The sequence below is a fragment of the Paraburkholderia fynbosensis genome (genome assembly GCF_902859935.1).
Classification (GTDB): domain Bacteria; phylum Pseudomonadota; class Gammaproteobacteria; order Burkholderiales; family Burkholderiaceae; genus Paraburkholderia; species Paraburkholderia fynbosensis.
In genome coordinates this window covers 77,989-94,178 of record NZ_CADIKI010000023.1, presented here as the reverse complement: position 1 = coordinate 94,178, position 16,190 = coordinate 77,989, and the positions used below count along the sequence as shown (strand labels likewise).

16 protein-coding genes are annotated in these 16,190 nt (G+C 60.4%); 11 read left to right on the top strand and 5 right to left on the bottom strand.

What is annotated here, in order from left to right; translation table 11 throughout:
• Positions 1 to 27: 27 nt before the first annotated feature.
• On the bottom strand, positions 28 to 756 hold the full coding sequence (locus HV770_RS30510; protein ID WP_175165249.1) for a GntR family transcriptional regulator: 729 nt from the start codon (positions 754 to 756) through the stop codon (positions 28 to 30).
• Between the two features lie 363 nt (positions 757 to 1,119).
• Here HV770_RS30510 and HV770_RS30505 point away from each other — a divergent pair, with 363 nt between their 5' ends.
• The 7 genes from HV770_RS30505 (at position 1,120) to hydA (ending at position 7,495) form a co-directional block, all read left to right on the top strand.
• Entirely contained in the window at positions 1,120 to 2,094 is a 975-nt protein-coding gene (locus HV770_RS30505) for an ABC transporter substrate-binding protein (protein WP_246291333.1), read from the top strand.
• Between the two features lie 130 nt (positions 2,095 to 2,224).
• Positions 2,225 to 2,995: an ABC transporter permease gene (locus HV770_RS30500; RefSeq protein WP_246291331.1), complete on the top strand. Its 771-nt coding sequence runs from the start codon at positions 2,225 to 2,227 to the stop codon at positions 2,993 to 2,995.
• A 4-nt stretch (positions 2,996 to 2,999) separates the two neighbouring features.
• Positions 3,000 to 3,770, top strand: coding sequence for an ABC transporter ATP-binding protein (locus HV770_RS30495; RefSeq protein ID WP_175165248.1), 771 nt, complete (start codon positions 3,000 to 3,002; stop codon positions 3,768 to 3,770).
• A gap of 1 nt (position 3,771) precedes the next feature.
• Positions 3,772 to 4,749, top strand: a complete 978-nt coding sequence (locus HV770_RS30490) for an NAD-dependent epimerase/dehydratase family protein (RefSeq protein WP_175165247.1) — start codon at positions 3,772 to 3,774, stop codon at positions 4,747 to 4,749.
• A gap of 31 nt (positions 4,750 to 4,780) precedes the next feature.
• Positions 4,781 to 5,332, top strand: coding sequence for an SDR family NAD(P)-dependent oxidoreductase (locus HV770_RS30485; protein WP_246291329.1), 552 nt, complete (start codon positions 4,781 to 4,783; stop codon positions 5,330 to 5,332).
• A complete protein-coding gene (locus HV770_RS30480) occupies positions 5,329 to 6,054 on the top strand; it encodes a maleate cis-trans isomerase family protein (RefSeq protein WP_175165246.1) in 726 nt (241 codons plus the stop codon). The genes HV770_RS30485 and HV770_RS30480 overlap by 4 nt, the downstream gene beginning before the upstream one ends.
• 1 nt (position 6,055) lies before the next feature.
• Positions 6,056 to 7,495 carry a dihydropyrimidinase gene (gene hydA, locus HV770_RS30475; protein ID WP_175165245.1) on the top strand — a complete coding sequence of 480 codons (1,440 nt, stop codon included), beginning with the start codon at positions 6,056 to 6,058 and terminating at the stop codon, positions 7,493 to 7,495.
• A gap of 310 nt (positions 7,496 to 7,805) precedes the next feature.
• Here the strand turns inward: hydA and HV770_RS30470 are convergent, their stop codons facing one another.
• The 3 genes from HV770_RS30470 to HV770_RS30460 all read right to left on the bottom strand — a co-directional run bounded on the left by HV770_RS30470 (position 7,806) and on the right by HV770_RS30460 (position 10,740).
• Positions 7,806 to 8,270 carry a VOC family protein gene (locus HV770_RS30470; RefSeq protein ID WP_175165244.1) on the bottom strand — a complete coding sequence of 155 codons (465 nt, stop codon included), beginning with the start codon at positions 8,268 to 8,270 and terminating at the stop codon, positions 7,806 to 7,808.
• Between the two features lie 289 nt (positions 8,271 to 8,559).
• Positions 8,560 to 9,015 (bottom strand): ribonuclease, encoded by a 456-nt coding sequence (locus HV770_RS30465; protein WP_175165243.1) that lies wholly within the window; start codon positions 9,013 to 9,015, stop codon positions 8,560 to 8,562.
• An 825-nt stretch (positions 9,016 to 9,840) separates the two neighbouring features.
• A complete protein-coding gene (locus HV770_RS30460) occupies positions 9,841 to 10,740 on the bottom strand; it encodes an SDR family oxidoreductase (RefSeq protein WP_175165242.1) in 900 nt (299 codons plus the stop codon).
• A gap of 99 nt (positions 10,741 to 10,839) precedes the next feature.
• Here HV770_RS30460 and HV770_RS30455 point away from each other — a divergent pair, with 99 nt between their 5' ends.
• The 3 genes from HV770_RS30455 to HV770_RS30445 all read left to right on the top strand — a co-directional run bounded on the left by HV770_RS30455 (position 10,840) and on the right by HV770_RS30445 (position 13,327).
• Complete coding sequence (locus HV770_RS30455) at positions 10,840 to 11,682, top strand: helix-turn-helix transcriptional regulator (RefSeq protein ID WP_175165241.1); 843 nt, start codon at positions 10,840 to 10,842, stop codon at positions 11,680 to 11,682.
• A 494-nt stretch (positions 11,683 to 12,176) separates the two neighbouring features.
• Positions 12,177 to 12,752: a response regulator transcription factor gene (locus HV770_RS30450; RefSeq protein WP_175165240.1), complete on the top strand. Its 576-nt coding sequence runs from the start codon at positions 12,177 to 12,179 to the stop codon at positions 12,750 to 12,752.
• On the top strand, positions 12,668 to 13,327 hold the full coding sequence (locus HV770_RS30445; protein ID WP_175165180.1) for a hypothetical protein: 660 nt from the start codon (positions 12,668 to 12,670) through the stop codon (positions 13,325 to 13,327). The genes HV770_RS30450 and HV770_RS30445 overlap by 85 nt, the downstream gene beginning before the upstream one ends.
• On the opposite strand, the gene HV770_RS30440 is transcribed toward HV770_RS30445, so the two are convergent.
• Positions 13,305 to 14,192, bottom strand: a complete 888-nt coding sequence (locus tag HV770_RS30440; protein ID WP_175165239.1) for a response regulator transcription factor — start codon at positions 14,190 to 14,192, stop codon at positions 13,305 to 13,307. The genes HV770_RS30445 and HV770_RS30440 overlap by 23 nt on opposite strands.
• Positions 14,193 to 15,122: 930 nt before the next feature.
• On the opposite strand from HV770_RS30440, the gene HV770_RS30435 reads away from it, so the two are divergent.
• Positions 15,123 to 15,902 (top strand): SapC family protein, encoded by a 780-nt coding sequence (locus HV770_RS30435; RefSeq protein ID WP_175165238.1) that lies wholly within the window; start codon positions 15,123 to 15,125, stop codon positions 15,900 to 15,902.
• The last annotated feature ends 288 nt before the right edge of the window (positions 15,903 to 16,190 follow it).

Below are 16,190 nucleotides of genomic sequence, written 5' to 3'. Positions count from 1 at the left end.
CAAGGAGCGGGCAGACGCAAAGCGCACTCATCCGAAGATGGCCTGCAGATCGACCTCGGTGTCCTCGGGCAGCGAGAGATCGAGCGTCGCTTCGATGTGATCGAGGTGCCCGACCGCCGCCGCTATCGCCGACTCGAGTTCGCCCTTCTCCATCAGCCCGACGATTTCCGTGTGCTCGTGATTCGGACACGCAGGCACGCTGGGTGAATCGAACAACAGGATGATGAGACAGGTCAGCGACGCGAGTTCGCGCATCAGCTTGGTCAGCGGCGGACTCGCCACCATTTCGGCGATCAGCAGATGAAATTCCCCGGAGAGGCGAATCACCGCATGCTTGTCGCCTTTCTCGCGGGCCGCACGTTCCTTGGCGACGTGGGCATGGAGACGTCGAAAATCGTCCGCCTTGCCACGTTCGACGAGGCTGCGGATCAGCGCCGGTTCGAGAATGCGCCGCGCCTGGAAAATATGGCGAGCGTCCTGCACCGACGGGCTTGCGATGAACGCCCCGCGATTCGGGATCGTGGTGACGATGCCTTCATGCGTGAGCCGCGTTAGTACCTTGCGAATTTGCGTGCGGTTGACCTTGAACACGCTGGCGAGTTTCTCCTCGACGAGTTTGGTGCCCGGAATCAGCCGGTGCTCCATCACCGCGGTGAGGATGCGCTCATAGATCGCATCGGAGTTGTCTTGCGCATCGAGGATCTGAGCGGTCGGCCGCGCCTTACGCGAGCCGGGGGATTCTTTGTTGGTTAGCACGCTGAGTGTTCTCCACTGACCAACGATGGTTTCGTGTGATTGTGATTCTACATTGTGACAAAAATAAAATGGATTGTGGAAACTTGCACCATCAGTGTCTCGGGGCACTAGCGGTGAACTCCGCCCGCACGCAATCGGTGCGCAACGCAGCGATATAACGCTGTCTTACCCGCACGACCAATCAACGAACGGATTGTGCCAGTTCCCTTCGCCTATCCCATGCGCGCCGCTGCACATGGCTTTGAGCGCCATACATGCCCCGCGCCAAGGCTCGCCGATGGTCTCGGGCTGATTCATTGGCACAGCTGTTGCTTAGTTTTGTCACAAACCCACTTCAATTTGCGACAAAACGGAGTTCACCTGATGCGATTTGCCCGCTCCTCTCTCGCCGCCCTGAAAAACGCTGCGCGCGCGCTGTTAGCACCTCTACTGGTCGCCGCCGCGCTTGCGCCCACGGTGGGCCATGCCAAGGATGCCGAACCGATCAACCTCGGCTACGCCAAGTGCGCGCACTGCACGCCATTGTCGCTGACCCCGCAGTACGCCACCGGCGTCAAACTGACGGCGACCTCGTTCAACACCGGCAACGACGCGCTGACGGCGTTGCTCTCGAAAAGCATCGATATCGCGCAGGTCACCTATCTGCACTATGTCACGGCACTCGACAAGGGCTTCAAGGTGGTCGGCGTGGCCGGCCAGATCAACGGCGGCTCGCAGGTGCTGATCGCCAACGATTTACCCGTGCAAGCGGGCGACTGGGACGGCTTGAAGAAACTCATCATGCAGTACAAGAAGGACGGCAAGCCGTTCCGCGTCGCCGCGTCGCGCGGCAATGCGCAGGACATTCATATGCGCGGCGCGTTCCTTACGCATGGCATCGACATCAACAAGGATGTGCAGTTCATCAACATCCCGAATCCTTCGGATCACGTTCAGGCGCTACGCCGTGGCGAAGTCGAACTGATTACGTCGGTCGAGCCGTTCGCCACGCAAATCCGTGAGGTCAAGGCGGCCAAATTCTTTGCGTTTCCATATGACCAGGCGGCCGGCAAGCTGACCAACCTGATCGTCACGCGCCCGGATGTGATCGAGAGCAATCCGCAAGGCGTGCTCGAAACGGTTCGCGCGATCGTCAAGGTGGACGACATGATGGCCGCTAACAAACCGCTTTTCGTCGACACGATCCAGAAGGTGACGGGGCTCGACAAGACCATTGCAGCCGGTGCGGTCGACAACCTCTATCCGGACTACAGGATGTATCGCGCGTCCGCCATGTCGATTGCGAAGATGATGCACGACCTGAAGTACGTGAATTCGGACGTCAGCGATGCCGTGTAGAAGAATCTCGACTACAGCTTCCTCGAGAAGGTGACCGGCAAACCCAAGACCGAACTCGGTTACTGATCGGAACACCCGCCATGTCATCCCTGTTTTCCTACGTTTCTACACGCGGATCGAGCGTGGCATCGTGCCGGTGCTGCTGCTGGCCGGGTGGGAGGCGTTTTCCCGCTCGGGCATCCTGCCCGCCGCGTTGCTGCCGGCGCCGTCGCAGGTCGTGCTCGCCTGGGCCGACTGGATTTTCAGCACCGACGGCAACACGCAGACCTACTCCGGCCACTGGCTCTTCGATATCGCGGCCAGCTCCGGGCGCGTGTTCGCGGGCTTTGCGATAGCCACGGTGCTCGGTGTCGCGATCGGCATGGCGATCGGCTGGTCGCGTTCGATCGAATCGCTGGTCGAGCCGACGCTGCAAACGCTGCGCCCCGTGCCGCCCGTCTCTTGGATTCCGCTCGCGATCATCTGGTTCGGGATCGCCAACAAGCCGGCGATCTTTCTGGTCTTCATGGGGTCGTTCTTTCCCGTGCTGCTCAGCACGATTCACGGCGTGAAAACGTGCGACCGCAATCTGCTGCGCGCCGGCGCGATGACGGGCGGCAGCTCGTCGATGCTGCTGCGTCACATCGTGTTCCCCGCCGCATTGCCGAGCATCTTCTCCGGGCTGCGCATCGCGATCGGCTCCGCATGGATGCTGACCGTCACGGCCGAGATGGTCGCGGTGAAGAGCGGCGTGGGCTACGTACTGTGGGATTCGTACTACTTCCTGCGCTACGACATCGTGATTGCGTCGATGGTAAGCATCGGTCTGCTCGGGTTCGTGAGCGACTACGTCATCAAGCGGATCGGCGGGCGCGTTCTGCGCTGGCAACGCGGTTCCACTCTGCAAGCAAGGGAAGGTTGACGGCATGGCCCTCATCACAATCGACAACGTCTCGCGCACGTTCGAAGACAGCAAGCGCAAACAGGTGGTCACCGCGCTCGAGAACGTGAGCCTCAAGGTCGAACGCAACGAATTCCTGTGTCTGCTCGGCCCGAGCGGCTGTGGCAAGTCCACGCTGCTGAACATGATCGCCGGTTTCGACAAACCTTCGTCGGGCACCGTGAGCGTCGGCGGCTCGCTCGTCACTGAACCGGGCGCGGATCGCGGCGTGGTCTTCCAGCAAGCGAACCTGATGCCGTGGCTGCCGGTGTGGGAGAACGTCGCATTCCATCTGAAGATGCGGAACGTCCCCAAGCCGGAGCGTCGCGAACGCGCCCAGCGCTACATCGAAATGGTCGGCCTCAAGGGTTTCGAAAATCACTTCCCGAGCGAACTCTCCGGCGGCATGAATCAGCGCGTGGGTATCGCCCGCGCACTGCTGATGAACCCGGAGGTGATTCTGATGGACGAGCCGTTCGGCGCACTCGACGAACAGACCAAGATGGACATGCACGCCGAGCTGATCCGTATCTGGCGAGAGAGTCGCAGCACGATCGTGTTCGTCACGCACGGGATCGACGAATCGCTGGCGCTCGGCACGCATGTCGCGGTGATGTCGGCGCGTCCGGGCCGCATTCGCGAACTGCTGCCGATCGAACTCGGCCGCCCACGGGATCCGACAAGTGCCGAATTCAACGACTACAAGCGCCACATCCTCGCGCTGCTGCGTCCGGAAACGGTGGCGGAGTTTGCGTGAGATGACGACCTTCATCACCGGCAGCAGCGGATTCGTCGGTCTTGCGCTTGCCGAGCGCCTGCTCGCCAGCGGCGAAACGGTGATCGGCTTCGATCGCAGCGCGCCGCGCACGCAAGCGTCGCAGGCGTTCGCTGCGCTGCCAGGGCGTTTCGTTGCACTGAGCGGCGACGTACGCGACGCCGACGCATTGCGCGAGGCGATGCACACGCATCGGCCTTCGCGGCTCGTCACGCTAGCCGCGATCACCGCGGATGCACCGCGCGAACGGCAAATGCCGCAGTCCATCTTCGAGGTGAACGTGGGCGGCGTGCTCGCTGCCATCACCGCAGCGGCCGATGCGGGCGTCGAACGCATCCTGCATGGCAGTTCCGGCTCGGCGTACGGATCGAGCGGCCGCGCGCCGCACCCGCTTCTCGAAGACGTCACGTTGCTGTTGCCCGAAGGTCTGTACGGCATCTCCAAACGCGCCGCCGAAGACGCCGCGATGCGTCTTTGCGCATTGCACGGCGTGCCGCTCGTGATCGGGCGGCTCGGCACATGCTTTGGTCCATGGGAAGCCGACTCAGGCGTGCGCGACACCTTGAGCGCGCCGCTGCAGGTGCTGTCGAAAGCGCGGTGCGGCGAAACCGCCGTGCTGCCGCGCGCGGGCCGCCGCGACTGGCTCTATGTGCGCGATGCGGTCGCGGCGCTCATTGCATTGCTCGAAGCACCGCGCTGGTCTCACAGCATCTACAACCTTGCGGCGGGTTTCGAATGGAGCGTCGCCGACTGGTGCGAACGGCTCGCGCAGCGTTATCCGGCGTTCGCCTGGCGCGTCGCGAAGCAAGACGAAGCGCCGAATATCGAATACTTCGCCGATTACGACCGCGCGTCGATGGACAACGCACGGCTCATCGCCGATACCGGCTTTGCGCCGCGATTCGATCTGACCGAAGCAGAAGCCGACTTCCATCACTGGACAACCTCGCTCGGCGCATGAGCGTCTGCGCGCCCACCGTTCCAGTAACGTCATGACGCTACCCTCTCCCTACCCGGCCGCGCGCCTGAACATGGCCGGCAAGATCTGCATCGTCACTGGCGCCGCGTCGGGCATTGGCCGGGCGATTGCGCGGCAGCTCGCCGCGAACGGCGCGACAGTCATGATTGCCGACATCACGACTGGCGTGTTCGAAGGCAGCGAACCGACCGCCGCATTGATCACGCGCGATGGCGGCCATGCGCACTTCATCGCAACCGACGTCGGCGTCACGGCCCAGGTCGAAGCGCTGGTGGCGCACACCGTGGAACGTTTCGGGCGACTCGACGTGCTGCTCAACAACGCCTGCATCCGTCATGCACGGCCACTGCTGGGACTCGATGACGCGCACTGGCGACGTCTTCTCGACCTCAATCTGACGGGCCTTCTGCGCTGCTGCCGCGCCGCCGTCTGGCAGATGATGCAGCAGGCGCCCAAAGGCGACGTGCGCGGACGCATCGTCAATCTGTCGTCGCAGCACGGCATGATCGAGCACAGTCCCGGGTTCGCTTCTTCCCTACTCTCACATTTCGATAACAGTCTATGAGTCGACGCATCCGCCTAGGCATTCTGACGCCCTCCTCCAACACTTCTCTCGAACCGCTGACTCAGGCGATGGTCGCGGGTTTGCCTGAAGTCTCCGTCCATTTCTCGCGCTTTTCCGTCACGCAGATCGCGCTCAGTGCCGATGCGCTAGGCCAGTTCCAGCACGAACGCATTCTCGATGCCGCACGTCTGCTCGCCGATGCGCACGTCGACATGATCGGTTGGAGCGGCACGTCCGCCGGCTGGCTCGGCTTCGATCAGGACGAAGTGCTGTGCGCCGCGATCACGGAAACGACGGGCATTCCCGCGAGCACGTCCGTACTCGCGCTCAATCGTGCGCTCAAGACGTTCGGCATCCAACGGCTCGGCCTTGTCTCGCCGTACCTCGCGAGCGTCCAGCAAAAGATCATGGCGAACTATGCGGCGCTTGGCATCGATGCGGGTTGCGAAAGCCACCTCGATCTTCAGGAAAACTTTGCTTTCGCACTGGTCGACGAAGCGACGCTCGACCGTCAGGTGGCCAACGTCGTCATGCGCGGCGCGCAGGCGGTGGCGACCTTCTGCACCAACCTGTACGCCGCGCATCGCGTTGCACACTGGGAAGCGCAGTACGGCGTGCCCGTGTTCGACACCGTGACCACGGTCGTGTGGGACATGCTGCGCCGCTGCGGCATCGATACGCAACGTCTTGCCGGCTGGGGCCGGCTCGTTCAGGAAATTTAAAATGCAAGACTTCGATACCGTCATCCGCCACGCCCGAGTAGTCACGGCCGCGGACATCTTCACCAGCGACATCGGCATTCGCGACGGCCGCATCGCAGCGCTCGGACTGCAGCTCGGCCCCGGCGCGCGCGAAATCGACGCGGCCGGACGACACGTGACGCCGGGCGGCATCGACAGCCACGTCCATTTCGACCAGCCGACCGGCGACGGCTCGGTCATGGCCGATGACTTCCTCTCCGGCACCACGTCCGCGGCCTGCGGCGGCACGACGACGGTGATCCCGTTCGCGTGCCAGCAAAAAGGCCATACGCTTCGCGAGGCAATCGACGACTACCATCGGCGCGCGGGCAGGAAGCCCGTGATCGACTACGCGTTCCACCTCATCGTCACCGATCCGACGCCCGAGATTCTGCGTGATGAATTGCCCGCGCTGATCGCCGAAGGCTACACGTCGTTCAAGATCTATATGACTTACGATGCGCTGAAACTGAGCGATCGCGAGATTCTCGACACACTGTCGGTCGCGCGCAGCGAGGGCGCGATGGTGATGATCCACGCGGAAAATGCCGACTGCATCTCATGGCTGACCGAGCGCCTGCTTGCCGCCGGTCACACCGCGCCCCGCTACCATGCGACGTCGCGGCCCATGCTCGTGGAACGCGAAGCAACGCATCGGGCGATCGCGTTTGCCGAACTGGTCGACGTGCCGATTCTGATCGTGCACGTATCGGGGCGCGAGGCGGTCGAACAGATACGCTGGGCGCAAAGCCACGGTCTCAAGGTGTACGGCGAAACCTGTCCGCAATACCTGTTTCTGACCGCCGATTCTCTCGGCTGCGACGACAGCTTCGAAGGTGCAAAGTGTATCTGCAGCCCGCCGCCGCGCGACAGGGCCAACCAGCAGGTGATATGGGACGGGCTCGAAAACGGCTCGTTCGAAGTGTTCTCGTCCGATCACGCGCCATTTCGCTACGACGGTCCCGACGGCAAAAAAGCGCATGGAGAAGCGGTCTCGTTCGACAGGATTGCCAACGGCATTCCCGGCGTGGAGACACGTATGGCTCTCTTATGGTCCGAAGGCGTGCGCACCGGCCGCATCACGCCGCAAACCTTCGTTGCGCTGACCTCGACCAATGCGGCGAAGCTGTACGGGCTTTACCCGCGCAAGGGCAGCATCGCGATCGGCGCGGATGCCGATCTCGTCATCTGGGACGAAAGTCGCACGTTCCTGGTGGAGAATGCCAGGCTGCATCACAACGTTGACTACACACCGTATGAAGGCATGAATCTGGGCGCGTGGCCTGCGCTTACCGTGTCGCGGGGCGACGTGGTGTGGGACGGTGAGAAGCCATGTGGCGAGGCCGGCCGCGGCAAGTTTCTGCCATGCGCACGACCCGATCCGGCCAAGCCCCGCCGCCGCAAGACCGAACTGCCGGTGTAGTACAGGTGTACAGGTACTCTCGAAACTTGCCGGTGCAATTCAGCCGGCAAGCGCAGAACCGATTGGATTGCGTCGTGCGCGCGGCCAAGGCCGGCCTTGCAGGGCCGATGACCGGCGCAGGAGCGGGATGCCACGGGCGGCCGGGCGTTACTTCGGCTGCTATGTCCGCGCCACTGTGTCGGGCGATTGTTCCGACCATACGCTGGCGAGTGATGCGCACCTTCACACCTGCGGTGCAGGCGCCCGTGGGTCTGATCATTGTGCCCTATCGCGCGATGAAGCAGGCAATACAGGGGGCTTCTGTTATCCGTCATCCCGCATAGGCGGCTTTCAACGTGGCAATGTCGAGCTTCACCATTTTCAACATAGCGTCGAAAACGCGCCTGGCCTTTTCGGGGTCCGGGTCGGCAATCATCCTGAGTTGATCGGTTGGCGTGAGCTGCCACGAAACGCCGAAGCGGTCTTTCAGCCAACCACATGCCTCGGGCGAGCCGCCTCCCTCGAGAAGCGCATCCCAGTAACGGTCGAGTTCCTCCTGATCATCACAGTTGACCATGAGGGATACCGAGTGGTTGAACGCGTCGGATCCGTCTGCGCTCATCGCGATGAAGGGCTGCCCAAAGAGAACGAACTCGACGACCTTTGTGGAGCCGCCGCTCGGCACCGGCGTGACCCGAGTAATGCGCGAGTCCGGAAAGATTGCCACGTAGAAAGCGGCGGCCTCCTCGGCTTGCGTGGAGTACCAAAGAAAGGGAGTGATCTTTTGAATCGTCATGGCAAATCTCCTGTCAGTGTCGGCCAAGGCGAAGCGCAGGCCGCGTGCCGCTACCGGGACGACGAAGGAAGACCATCACAATCGACACGGCGAGAATGAAAGTTTCACTTCGGTTCAAGGATCGGATCGGAGAAGCCATTTGCGATCCGTGGCAACTGGTTGAGACGAAGCGCTGCCTTGTCCGTTACAACGCGCGCACCCAAGGCGTCTTCTCGGGATCCTGCGGTGAATACCACAACGCCCCGGCGTCTCGCTTGTCGGAGACCCTGGGGCGTGTTCATTGCTCAAGTTACCCTGCAATGCGTTTGAAACTGACGTAGTAATCGTCGGTGTAGTAGCAGTCGCCGGTCTGCTTGCGCGGTCCACCACAGACGATGCGCCGCTGTCCGCGATCCGTCGAGCCGGGCGTGCGAACTGTGTATGTGTGGTAATAGCCGCGCTCATGCTGCGGTAGCAATGCCGCGCTGTTGCGGAACAAGACGCCGTCTTCGCCAAAGGGGTAAGGGCCGCCCGCCTTGATCAGACGCAATGTTTCGGCTGCTTCCCCAGGCAACTGCGCCTTGGTAATGGTGGCCTGCGCGCCCGATGCCGAAGGGGTTGCGCTCGCGGCCTGCCCGGACTGAGCCGGCGCCTCGCCCGCGGATGCGCCGGCTTCCGGAGTAGCGTTTTGCGATCCTTCCTTGCCGCATGCCCCGAGGATCGCGCTCAAGGCGAGGATGCAGGAAAAAGCCCACGCTCGCTTCATGAAACGATGTCTCCAAGTTGACCAGCGTTGGCGGACCATGAACGGTCTAAGGGTATCTCCAACGGCAGAGTGAATCAATGTCCGGCCGGAAATAGAAAAGTGATGTTGCAGCAGTCTTATTCGCTTGAGCCGATCACGGCGCAATGGTCGCGACCATAACGGGCACGAGGGCCGCGCTTGCACACAGCGGCGCAAACGACCCAATCGGCAAGGCCGTAAAAACTGCCGGATTCACCCGCTATCGTCCAATCGATCAGCATATCGTTCTGACTTCACCTCGAATCGACGACACCGCGCCGCCGTGCCACGAGAGTTCGTAGTTTTCGGTTGGGCGGAACGGCAACAAACTCCCCAAACAACGCGAAGGCCATCGTCGGACGATTTAATCGCTTCCAGAATTGACCCACGTCTTGCGCTCGACGGTCTGCATCCCGATCGAGCGCAAGCCAGTTCCGTCCAGACTCGGCAGTTGTCTGAGGAGCGGCAAAACGGAACATGAAGTGCCAGCGGAAAATCAATGCTCGATCCTGCGCTTCGTCACCCAAGGCTCGAGCGATCGCGAGATGTGGGAGGCTTCGCAGGAAGACCATCAGCGGATCTTCGCCGCCATCATGGCCCGTGTGATCCGGCCGCGCCTCGCGAGGCGATGCAAACCCATCTGGCGCGAGTGGTCAGCGAGTTGGCGCAAGCCTGGCGGTCGATACACTCATCCCGTCGGACCACGCTGCTGTCATGAGCGCAGTCTTCAACGCGCAACGGCCGTCGGCGAAGACCGACGACCGATCGCCCTTCGCCGATGGGACAAATCGACCGCGACCGCGAAGATTACGTCAATCCCTGAACGTAGCGCGCTTCGTTGAGATCAGAGATCAGCGTCGGGCCCTCCGGTTGCCAGCCCAGGCGCGCCCGCGTCTGCGCACTCGATGCCGGCATATCGAGCGTGGCGAACATCGCCATCCATCCGAAGTGCGCCGGCGCCTCCTCACGGGTGATCGATACGACCGGCACACTCAGGCCGCGCCCCAACGCCTGTGCAATCTCGCGGACACTGACGCCCTCTTCAGCGACCGCGTGATAGCGCGCACCGGTTTCACCCTTTTCGATCGCGAGCCGGTACAGCCGCACGACGTCCGAAAGATGCGCCGCCGGCCAGCGGTTTTGCCCCTCCTCCACGTATGCGCAAACGCCTTTCTCTCGCACCAGCTGGATAAGCGGTGTAATGAGGCCCTGCCGGGACGGGTTGTGGACTTGCGGCAGGCGCATCACCGACACGTTGATCCCCGAGTCGAGCAGCGCATGGCCGGCCAGTTCCGATCCGATGCGCGGGTTCGGGTGCTGGGTGTTGAACACATCCTCGGTGGCCGGTTGCCCGTCGGCGCGGCTGCCGATACCCGTGCCGGATGTGATGAGAAGCGGACGATCGGAGCCGGCAAGCGCGGCGCCGAGTGCCGCGATCACACGCTTGTCTTTCTCGCAGTTTTCCACGAAGCGGGAGAAATCGTGGTCGAACGCGAGGTGAATAACGGCGTCCGCCTTCTCGGCGCCGCTACGCAGGGTCGCGGTGTCTTCGAGCGTGCCGCGATGGACTTCGGCGCCAGCTGCAGCCAGCGCCTGCGCGCCCGCGTCGGATCGTGTCATGCCGATCACTTGATGACCGGCTTCGATAAGTTCGGGAACCAGCGCCGAGCCAATGAAGCCGGTGGCGCCCGTTAGAAAGATACGCATTGAGAAGTCTCCAGGGTGGTCACCCTGTGCACTATGCGATCATCCGCTATCCTGTTGAAGTAGTGACTTTATCCCGGTAAAACGACTAACAGGCTCCTCATGTCAGCGAACGCCGCTCAAACGCTCGGGGATTTCTTGCGCAGTTGCCGCACGCGGCTCGACCCGGCCAGCTTTGGCTTCTCGGGTCGCAGGCGCACGCCGGGACTGCGCAGGGAAGAAGTGGCCCAGCGCGCGAACATCAGCTCGACCTGGTACACGTGGCTCGAACAGGGTCGCGGCGGCGCACCCTCGGCGCAAGTGCTCGAACGCATCTGTGCAGCGCTGATGCTGACGGACACCGAGCGCGAACATCTCTTCATACTGGGCCTCGGGCGACCACCGGAAGTGCGCTACCGCTACGTCGACGGTGTGAACCCGCGGCTTCAGCGCGTGCTCGATTCTCTCGACGCCAGCCCGGCGATCATCAAGACCGCGATGTGGGACGTCATTGCCTGGAATCGTGCCGCCGCGGTCGTGCTCACCGACTACGGCACGCTGGCGCCGGGCCAGCGCAACATCCTGCGCTTTCTGTTCGGTGACCCGAACGTCCGCGCGAAGCAGCACGACTGGGAGAGCGTCGCGCACTTCGTCGTGGCGGCATTCCGGGCGGACGTGGCGCGTGCCGGGCTTACTTCCGGAGTGGGTGATCTCGTCGACGACCTGTGCCGCACCAGTTCTGACTTCGACCGCCTGTGGCGGGAAAACCGGGTGCTGAGCCACGGCGAGGGCGAGAACGTAAAACACATCCTGCATCCCAAGCTGGGCTCCATCGAGATGGAGTATTCACTGTTCGCTGTCGATGGTCGGCCGGATCTCAGCATGCTCGTGTACACACCGCTCGACGCACAGATGGCAGAGCGCATTCGCGCTGCCGTTGCGCAACATCGATTGATGGCGGCGTGACGCCGGGCTAACAGTTCGGGGCCGGCATAAGATATCCCGCTCCATCTTGATGGCGGCCCACTTCGGCACGCAGCCGCGCCAGTTCCGCCTGCTCCGGGCCCACGGCTTCGTGCCTGCTCCCGCCGGTAGCCTTCATCCGGTTGTACAGCGTCTATTCAACCAGAGCTGGCGTCGCCCCCGCCGCCATGCTTTTCCCGGCCCTGCACTCGACGGAACAATTGCCAACCCATTCGATGTGGGAGCGCCCCTCATATGGGGGGCTGTTTTGACGCATGACAGCGCCTATCTTGATTTTACGAACCTCGCAAGTTATGTGGCTCGACAGTGCCGAGGGCACAGGCCTTCATGTGCCCAGCATGAGGTTTACACGGGGATTTTGGCGCCTTTCCAATTACTCCATTGATACGGTCAAGGTTCCAATTTCGCACTCCTCCCATTTCTTCTGCCGGGTTCTCCATTCGCCGATCTGCTGATTCGGATGAAAGAGGTCATATATGAACATATTGTTAGTGGAAGACAATACTGCGCAAGCTGCCGCTGTCGAGAATGCCATGCAGGAATCGGGGCACAGAATAAGTAAGGTCAACTGCGGCGATAGCGCGATGCGCTTTCTCAGAAGTAATGAAGTCGATCTCGTGACGCTCGACTGGCAATTACGAGGAACAACTGGGCTCGAGGTACTCCAATGGATACGTGGCAATCTGGGCCGCGAACAAGCGGTGCTATTCCTTACTGCCCGACTCTCGGAGGCCGACATTGTGCAGGCGCTTGAAGCAGGTGCGGACGACTACGTCGTCAAGCCGTTTCGAGCGGACGAGTTAGCTGCCAGAGCTGGCGCATTATTGCACCGGACCACACGCAATGAGAACACAGCAAAGGCAGTGTCGGTTGGGTCATATATCCACACTGGATCTGCCGTTTTTACGTCGACGAAACAGTCCCGACAGGCATCGTCGAGCGGCTGCATAAGGCGGGCGCGGAGGTCGTGTCAGTCGATGCGGCGCGTAGCCGCTGGCCCGGCCAACTATGGCGGTTCTTCGCTTACGATGTGCCCTGCCTGCACCGCGTAATTTTCCGCGATGCTGACTCTGTCGTCGGCGAACGAGAAGCCGAAGCCGTCGCGGAATGGGTTGCGAGCGGCATGCACTTTCATCACATGCGCGACAATGCAACTCATACCGAGCTGTTGCTCGCCGGCATGTGGGGCGTCAGCGCCGGCGCATTGCCACCGATGCAACAGCTGGCCGAACGCTTTATGTCGCGGCCGCTCCAGTCAACGCATTTCGCCGACCAATACTTTCTGCGCGAGTTCGTCTGGCCGTACGCTCACCAGAGTCTGCTACAGCACGATTCGGTGTTCGGCTTCATGGATGCCCGGCCATTTCCGAGTGAAGCCGTGCCAACGGATTCGCACGTTGGCTACTCGGAAGGATCGCCGTTCTTCGATGTTCTGACCGATTTGGCAGATGGCACGCCCGTTCATTGGGAACTCGTTGCCGCGTCTCCGGAGAATGCGCCATTCATTTGCCGTTATCCTGCCATCGTGACCGGTGGCGCAGTGCGTGGGAATTTGCCGGCTAGGTACGCCCGCAGACTTGAGCGTGGTGAACTGATCATCCGCGTTAAAGCCGATACGAGGGAGTAGAGCACCTGTTCTTATATGTTGGCTCCGCATTGTGTTTGCTCGACATCGATGCCAACCGGAGACCACGCGGGTGTTGTCCACCGGGAGCCGACGCGGAGAAGACTCGATTCGGAGAGGCGGTTGAGATACATTGAGCTACACGATCATTCGCTCTATCTGACCTTGCCACCGTAGCAGGCTTTCCAATATTATCCAGGCGGTACCCATGGGTATAAATCGCAGTTAGACGTATGCCGTTTTCCGGACTCAGTAACAGTTTGCGGCGAAGGCGGTAGATATGCGTGTCTACCGTGCGAGATGAGCTATCCAGCTCTCTACCCCACGCCAACTTCACCAGGAGATCTCGTGAAACGATTCGACCCACATTGTTAAAAAGGTAGGCTATGATGTCGAATTCTTTTTCCGTCAGCTTGACGGCTTTGCCTTCGAAAGAAATTCTGCGCTGAGCGACGTCCAGACTGTACGCGCCGATAGTTTTCGAATGTGAGGCCACTGCGTTTCGCTGGGCCTCAAGCAGAAGCGCGCTCACTCCCGTACCGAGTTCGGCCGGACTGAATGGCTTTAATACATAATCATTAGCTCCTGCTTCGAGCGCATGGACAATGTCGACCTCGAAAAGCTGGCTCGTCATAAACAGAACCGGCAGTTCGTTTCCAAAATGCGAACGTATCCGACGCAATACATCCAATGCTTTCATACCTGACAATTGCCAGTCAAGCATGACCAGGTCAATTGGTTCGGATTCCAAAAATTTAACTGCATTTTCTCCACGGCTTACCTGAATTACATCCTTTCCGAGCGAATGAGGTACTCTTTCGATTACGTCGACTCGTGCCGGCTCGTCGTCTACCAGCAGGATACTCATAATCTTCTCCTTCCTGGAACCAAGGTTATGACGAAAATTCTCCGCGCAACTGATTATGACCATGACACTCAAACATAGCGGTACAAAGAGTTCATTGCCGCAACCGGCGTGAAGAGGTATTTCCGCTACCTATCCAGCCCATGGCAATACGACGCCTGCGAAAACACCAACGTATTTCTGCGCCGGCCCCTACCCAAAAGCACCGATCTTTCGGCCTATCAGAGCCAGCTCCGCGCCATAGCCGGCGACCGAACTCGCGCCACTCACGCCTTCCAATCGCTAGCCTAGGTCTTCGCCACATCCCTTGTCTCAGCAAGTCAATCTCCGAGAGTTTCCAGACGCAAATCCCACCGTTGATCTTCACGCTCGACCCCGCCGCAAGCCGTTGCGTGACGTCGTAGATGGAGAGTACTAAGTGTCAAACATTAATAAGCCCCCCAGTCGGGGAGGACGCTAGCCATTTGATTGGGGGGTTTGTCGCGCTAACAATCGCAAGGTAAGATCGAGCCGCAGACAAAGGGTAAGCCGTATCGTGAAGAGGAGCATTGAACGCAGGAACTGGGTCGCTGGTTTGGAAAATATCGCAAAGCGCCGGTACTATCCGCTCGATTGAGCGTTGGCGTGGGCGATGGTATGTAGCGCGTTTACCGGGCCTTCGCGATCGATCTTCCGAACGCTGGGTCCGTTGCGCAGCAACTTTTTCCATGAAGACATGGGAGGTACGATATGAACAACAAATGATCCGCGCGCGCAGTTTATTTCGGAAAACGAAATAATGAAATTTCGTAGAAGGTAAGTCATGGCGAGAACGCTGGCGCACGGTTCAATACCAGTTTCTTCTCTCGGCGTGAAACCCGGTGGTGGTTGTAGCTGCGCGGCACGGTCCTTGATGTCTGTCCGCAAAATTCATGCTCGTATTGACGGAGTTTAATGATGGATATTAGCCCTCCTTTTGGTTACCGGGATGTCAAGGCACTCAATCGTATCGACTACGTGCGCTTTCCAGCCCAGGGAGAAGTGCCACCGTTCGTGAAGGATACGGCCATCGTGCCCCTGAGCATCGGCGAGATGGTGTCGGCGTCAGCGCATTACCCGCTGGTATTTGTGCACGATTCGCTGCATGATCGCGTTGGGCTGGTTGCCATGCTGGGTCTTGCTACAGGCGAGAACCTGTTTTATACCGCCTCGGGTTGGAAGACGGATGCGTACCAGCCAGCCTATATCCGGCGTTTTCCATTCTGCATAGCAAAGGTATCTGCGAGCGAACAGACCGATCCTAATCTGCTGGTGTGTGTCGAGAAAGACTATGTCATCGGTGAAGCGAGAGACGGCTATCGGCGACTTCTCGACGACGATGGCAAGGCAACTCAGGAGTGGCAGAAGGTTGAAACGTTTCTGCGCGAGTACCAAGCTGACCTCGAAAGGACTAGCGCTTTTTGCAAGCGTCTGGTTGAACTCAAACTACTTGATCCGTTGACAGCCACGTTCACGCAAGCGGATAAGAAAAGCTGGAACGTGTCGGGCTTTTTGGGGATCAACGAAGGCAGACTCGCCCAACTTGGAGAGGAGACTGTGATGGAATGGCACCGAAACGGCTGGCTGTCCCGAGCTTATCTGCACCTCTTTTCGCTCCAACGTATGCAGAGGCTGCTCCACGACAAGCTGGGGTTGTCTGCGGCCGCCAGCGAAGGTCTGCAGCGACAAGACTGACTTCTTACCGATGTAGTCGGCAATATTTCCTGGCGAGGCAGGTTGCCGACCGAAATCAGGACAGTCTGTGGCACGGAGCAAAGCAATGCGACAATGCAAGACACGTCGGCATCGGACGATTGGCGTATTCGCGGCGCTCCTGCTTATGGAGCATGAACAACGCAAATGGTGGCGTCAGCGCAGGTGATAGATGCAACCGTATTCACGCAAGTGAACAGCGCGCCACTCTAACGTTCGCAACATGCCACACCACAATAAATTTTGCGCCGCGGATCACCCCGCGGCGCA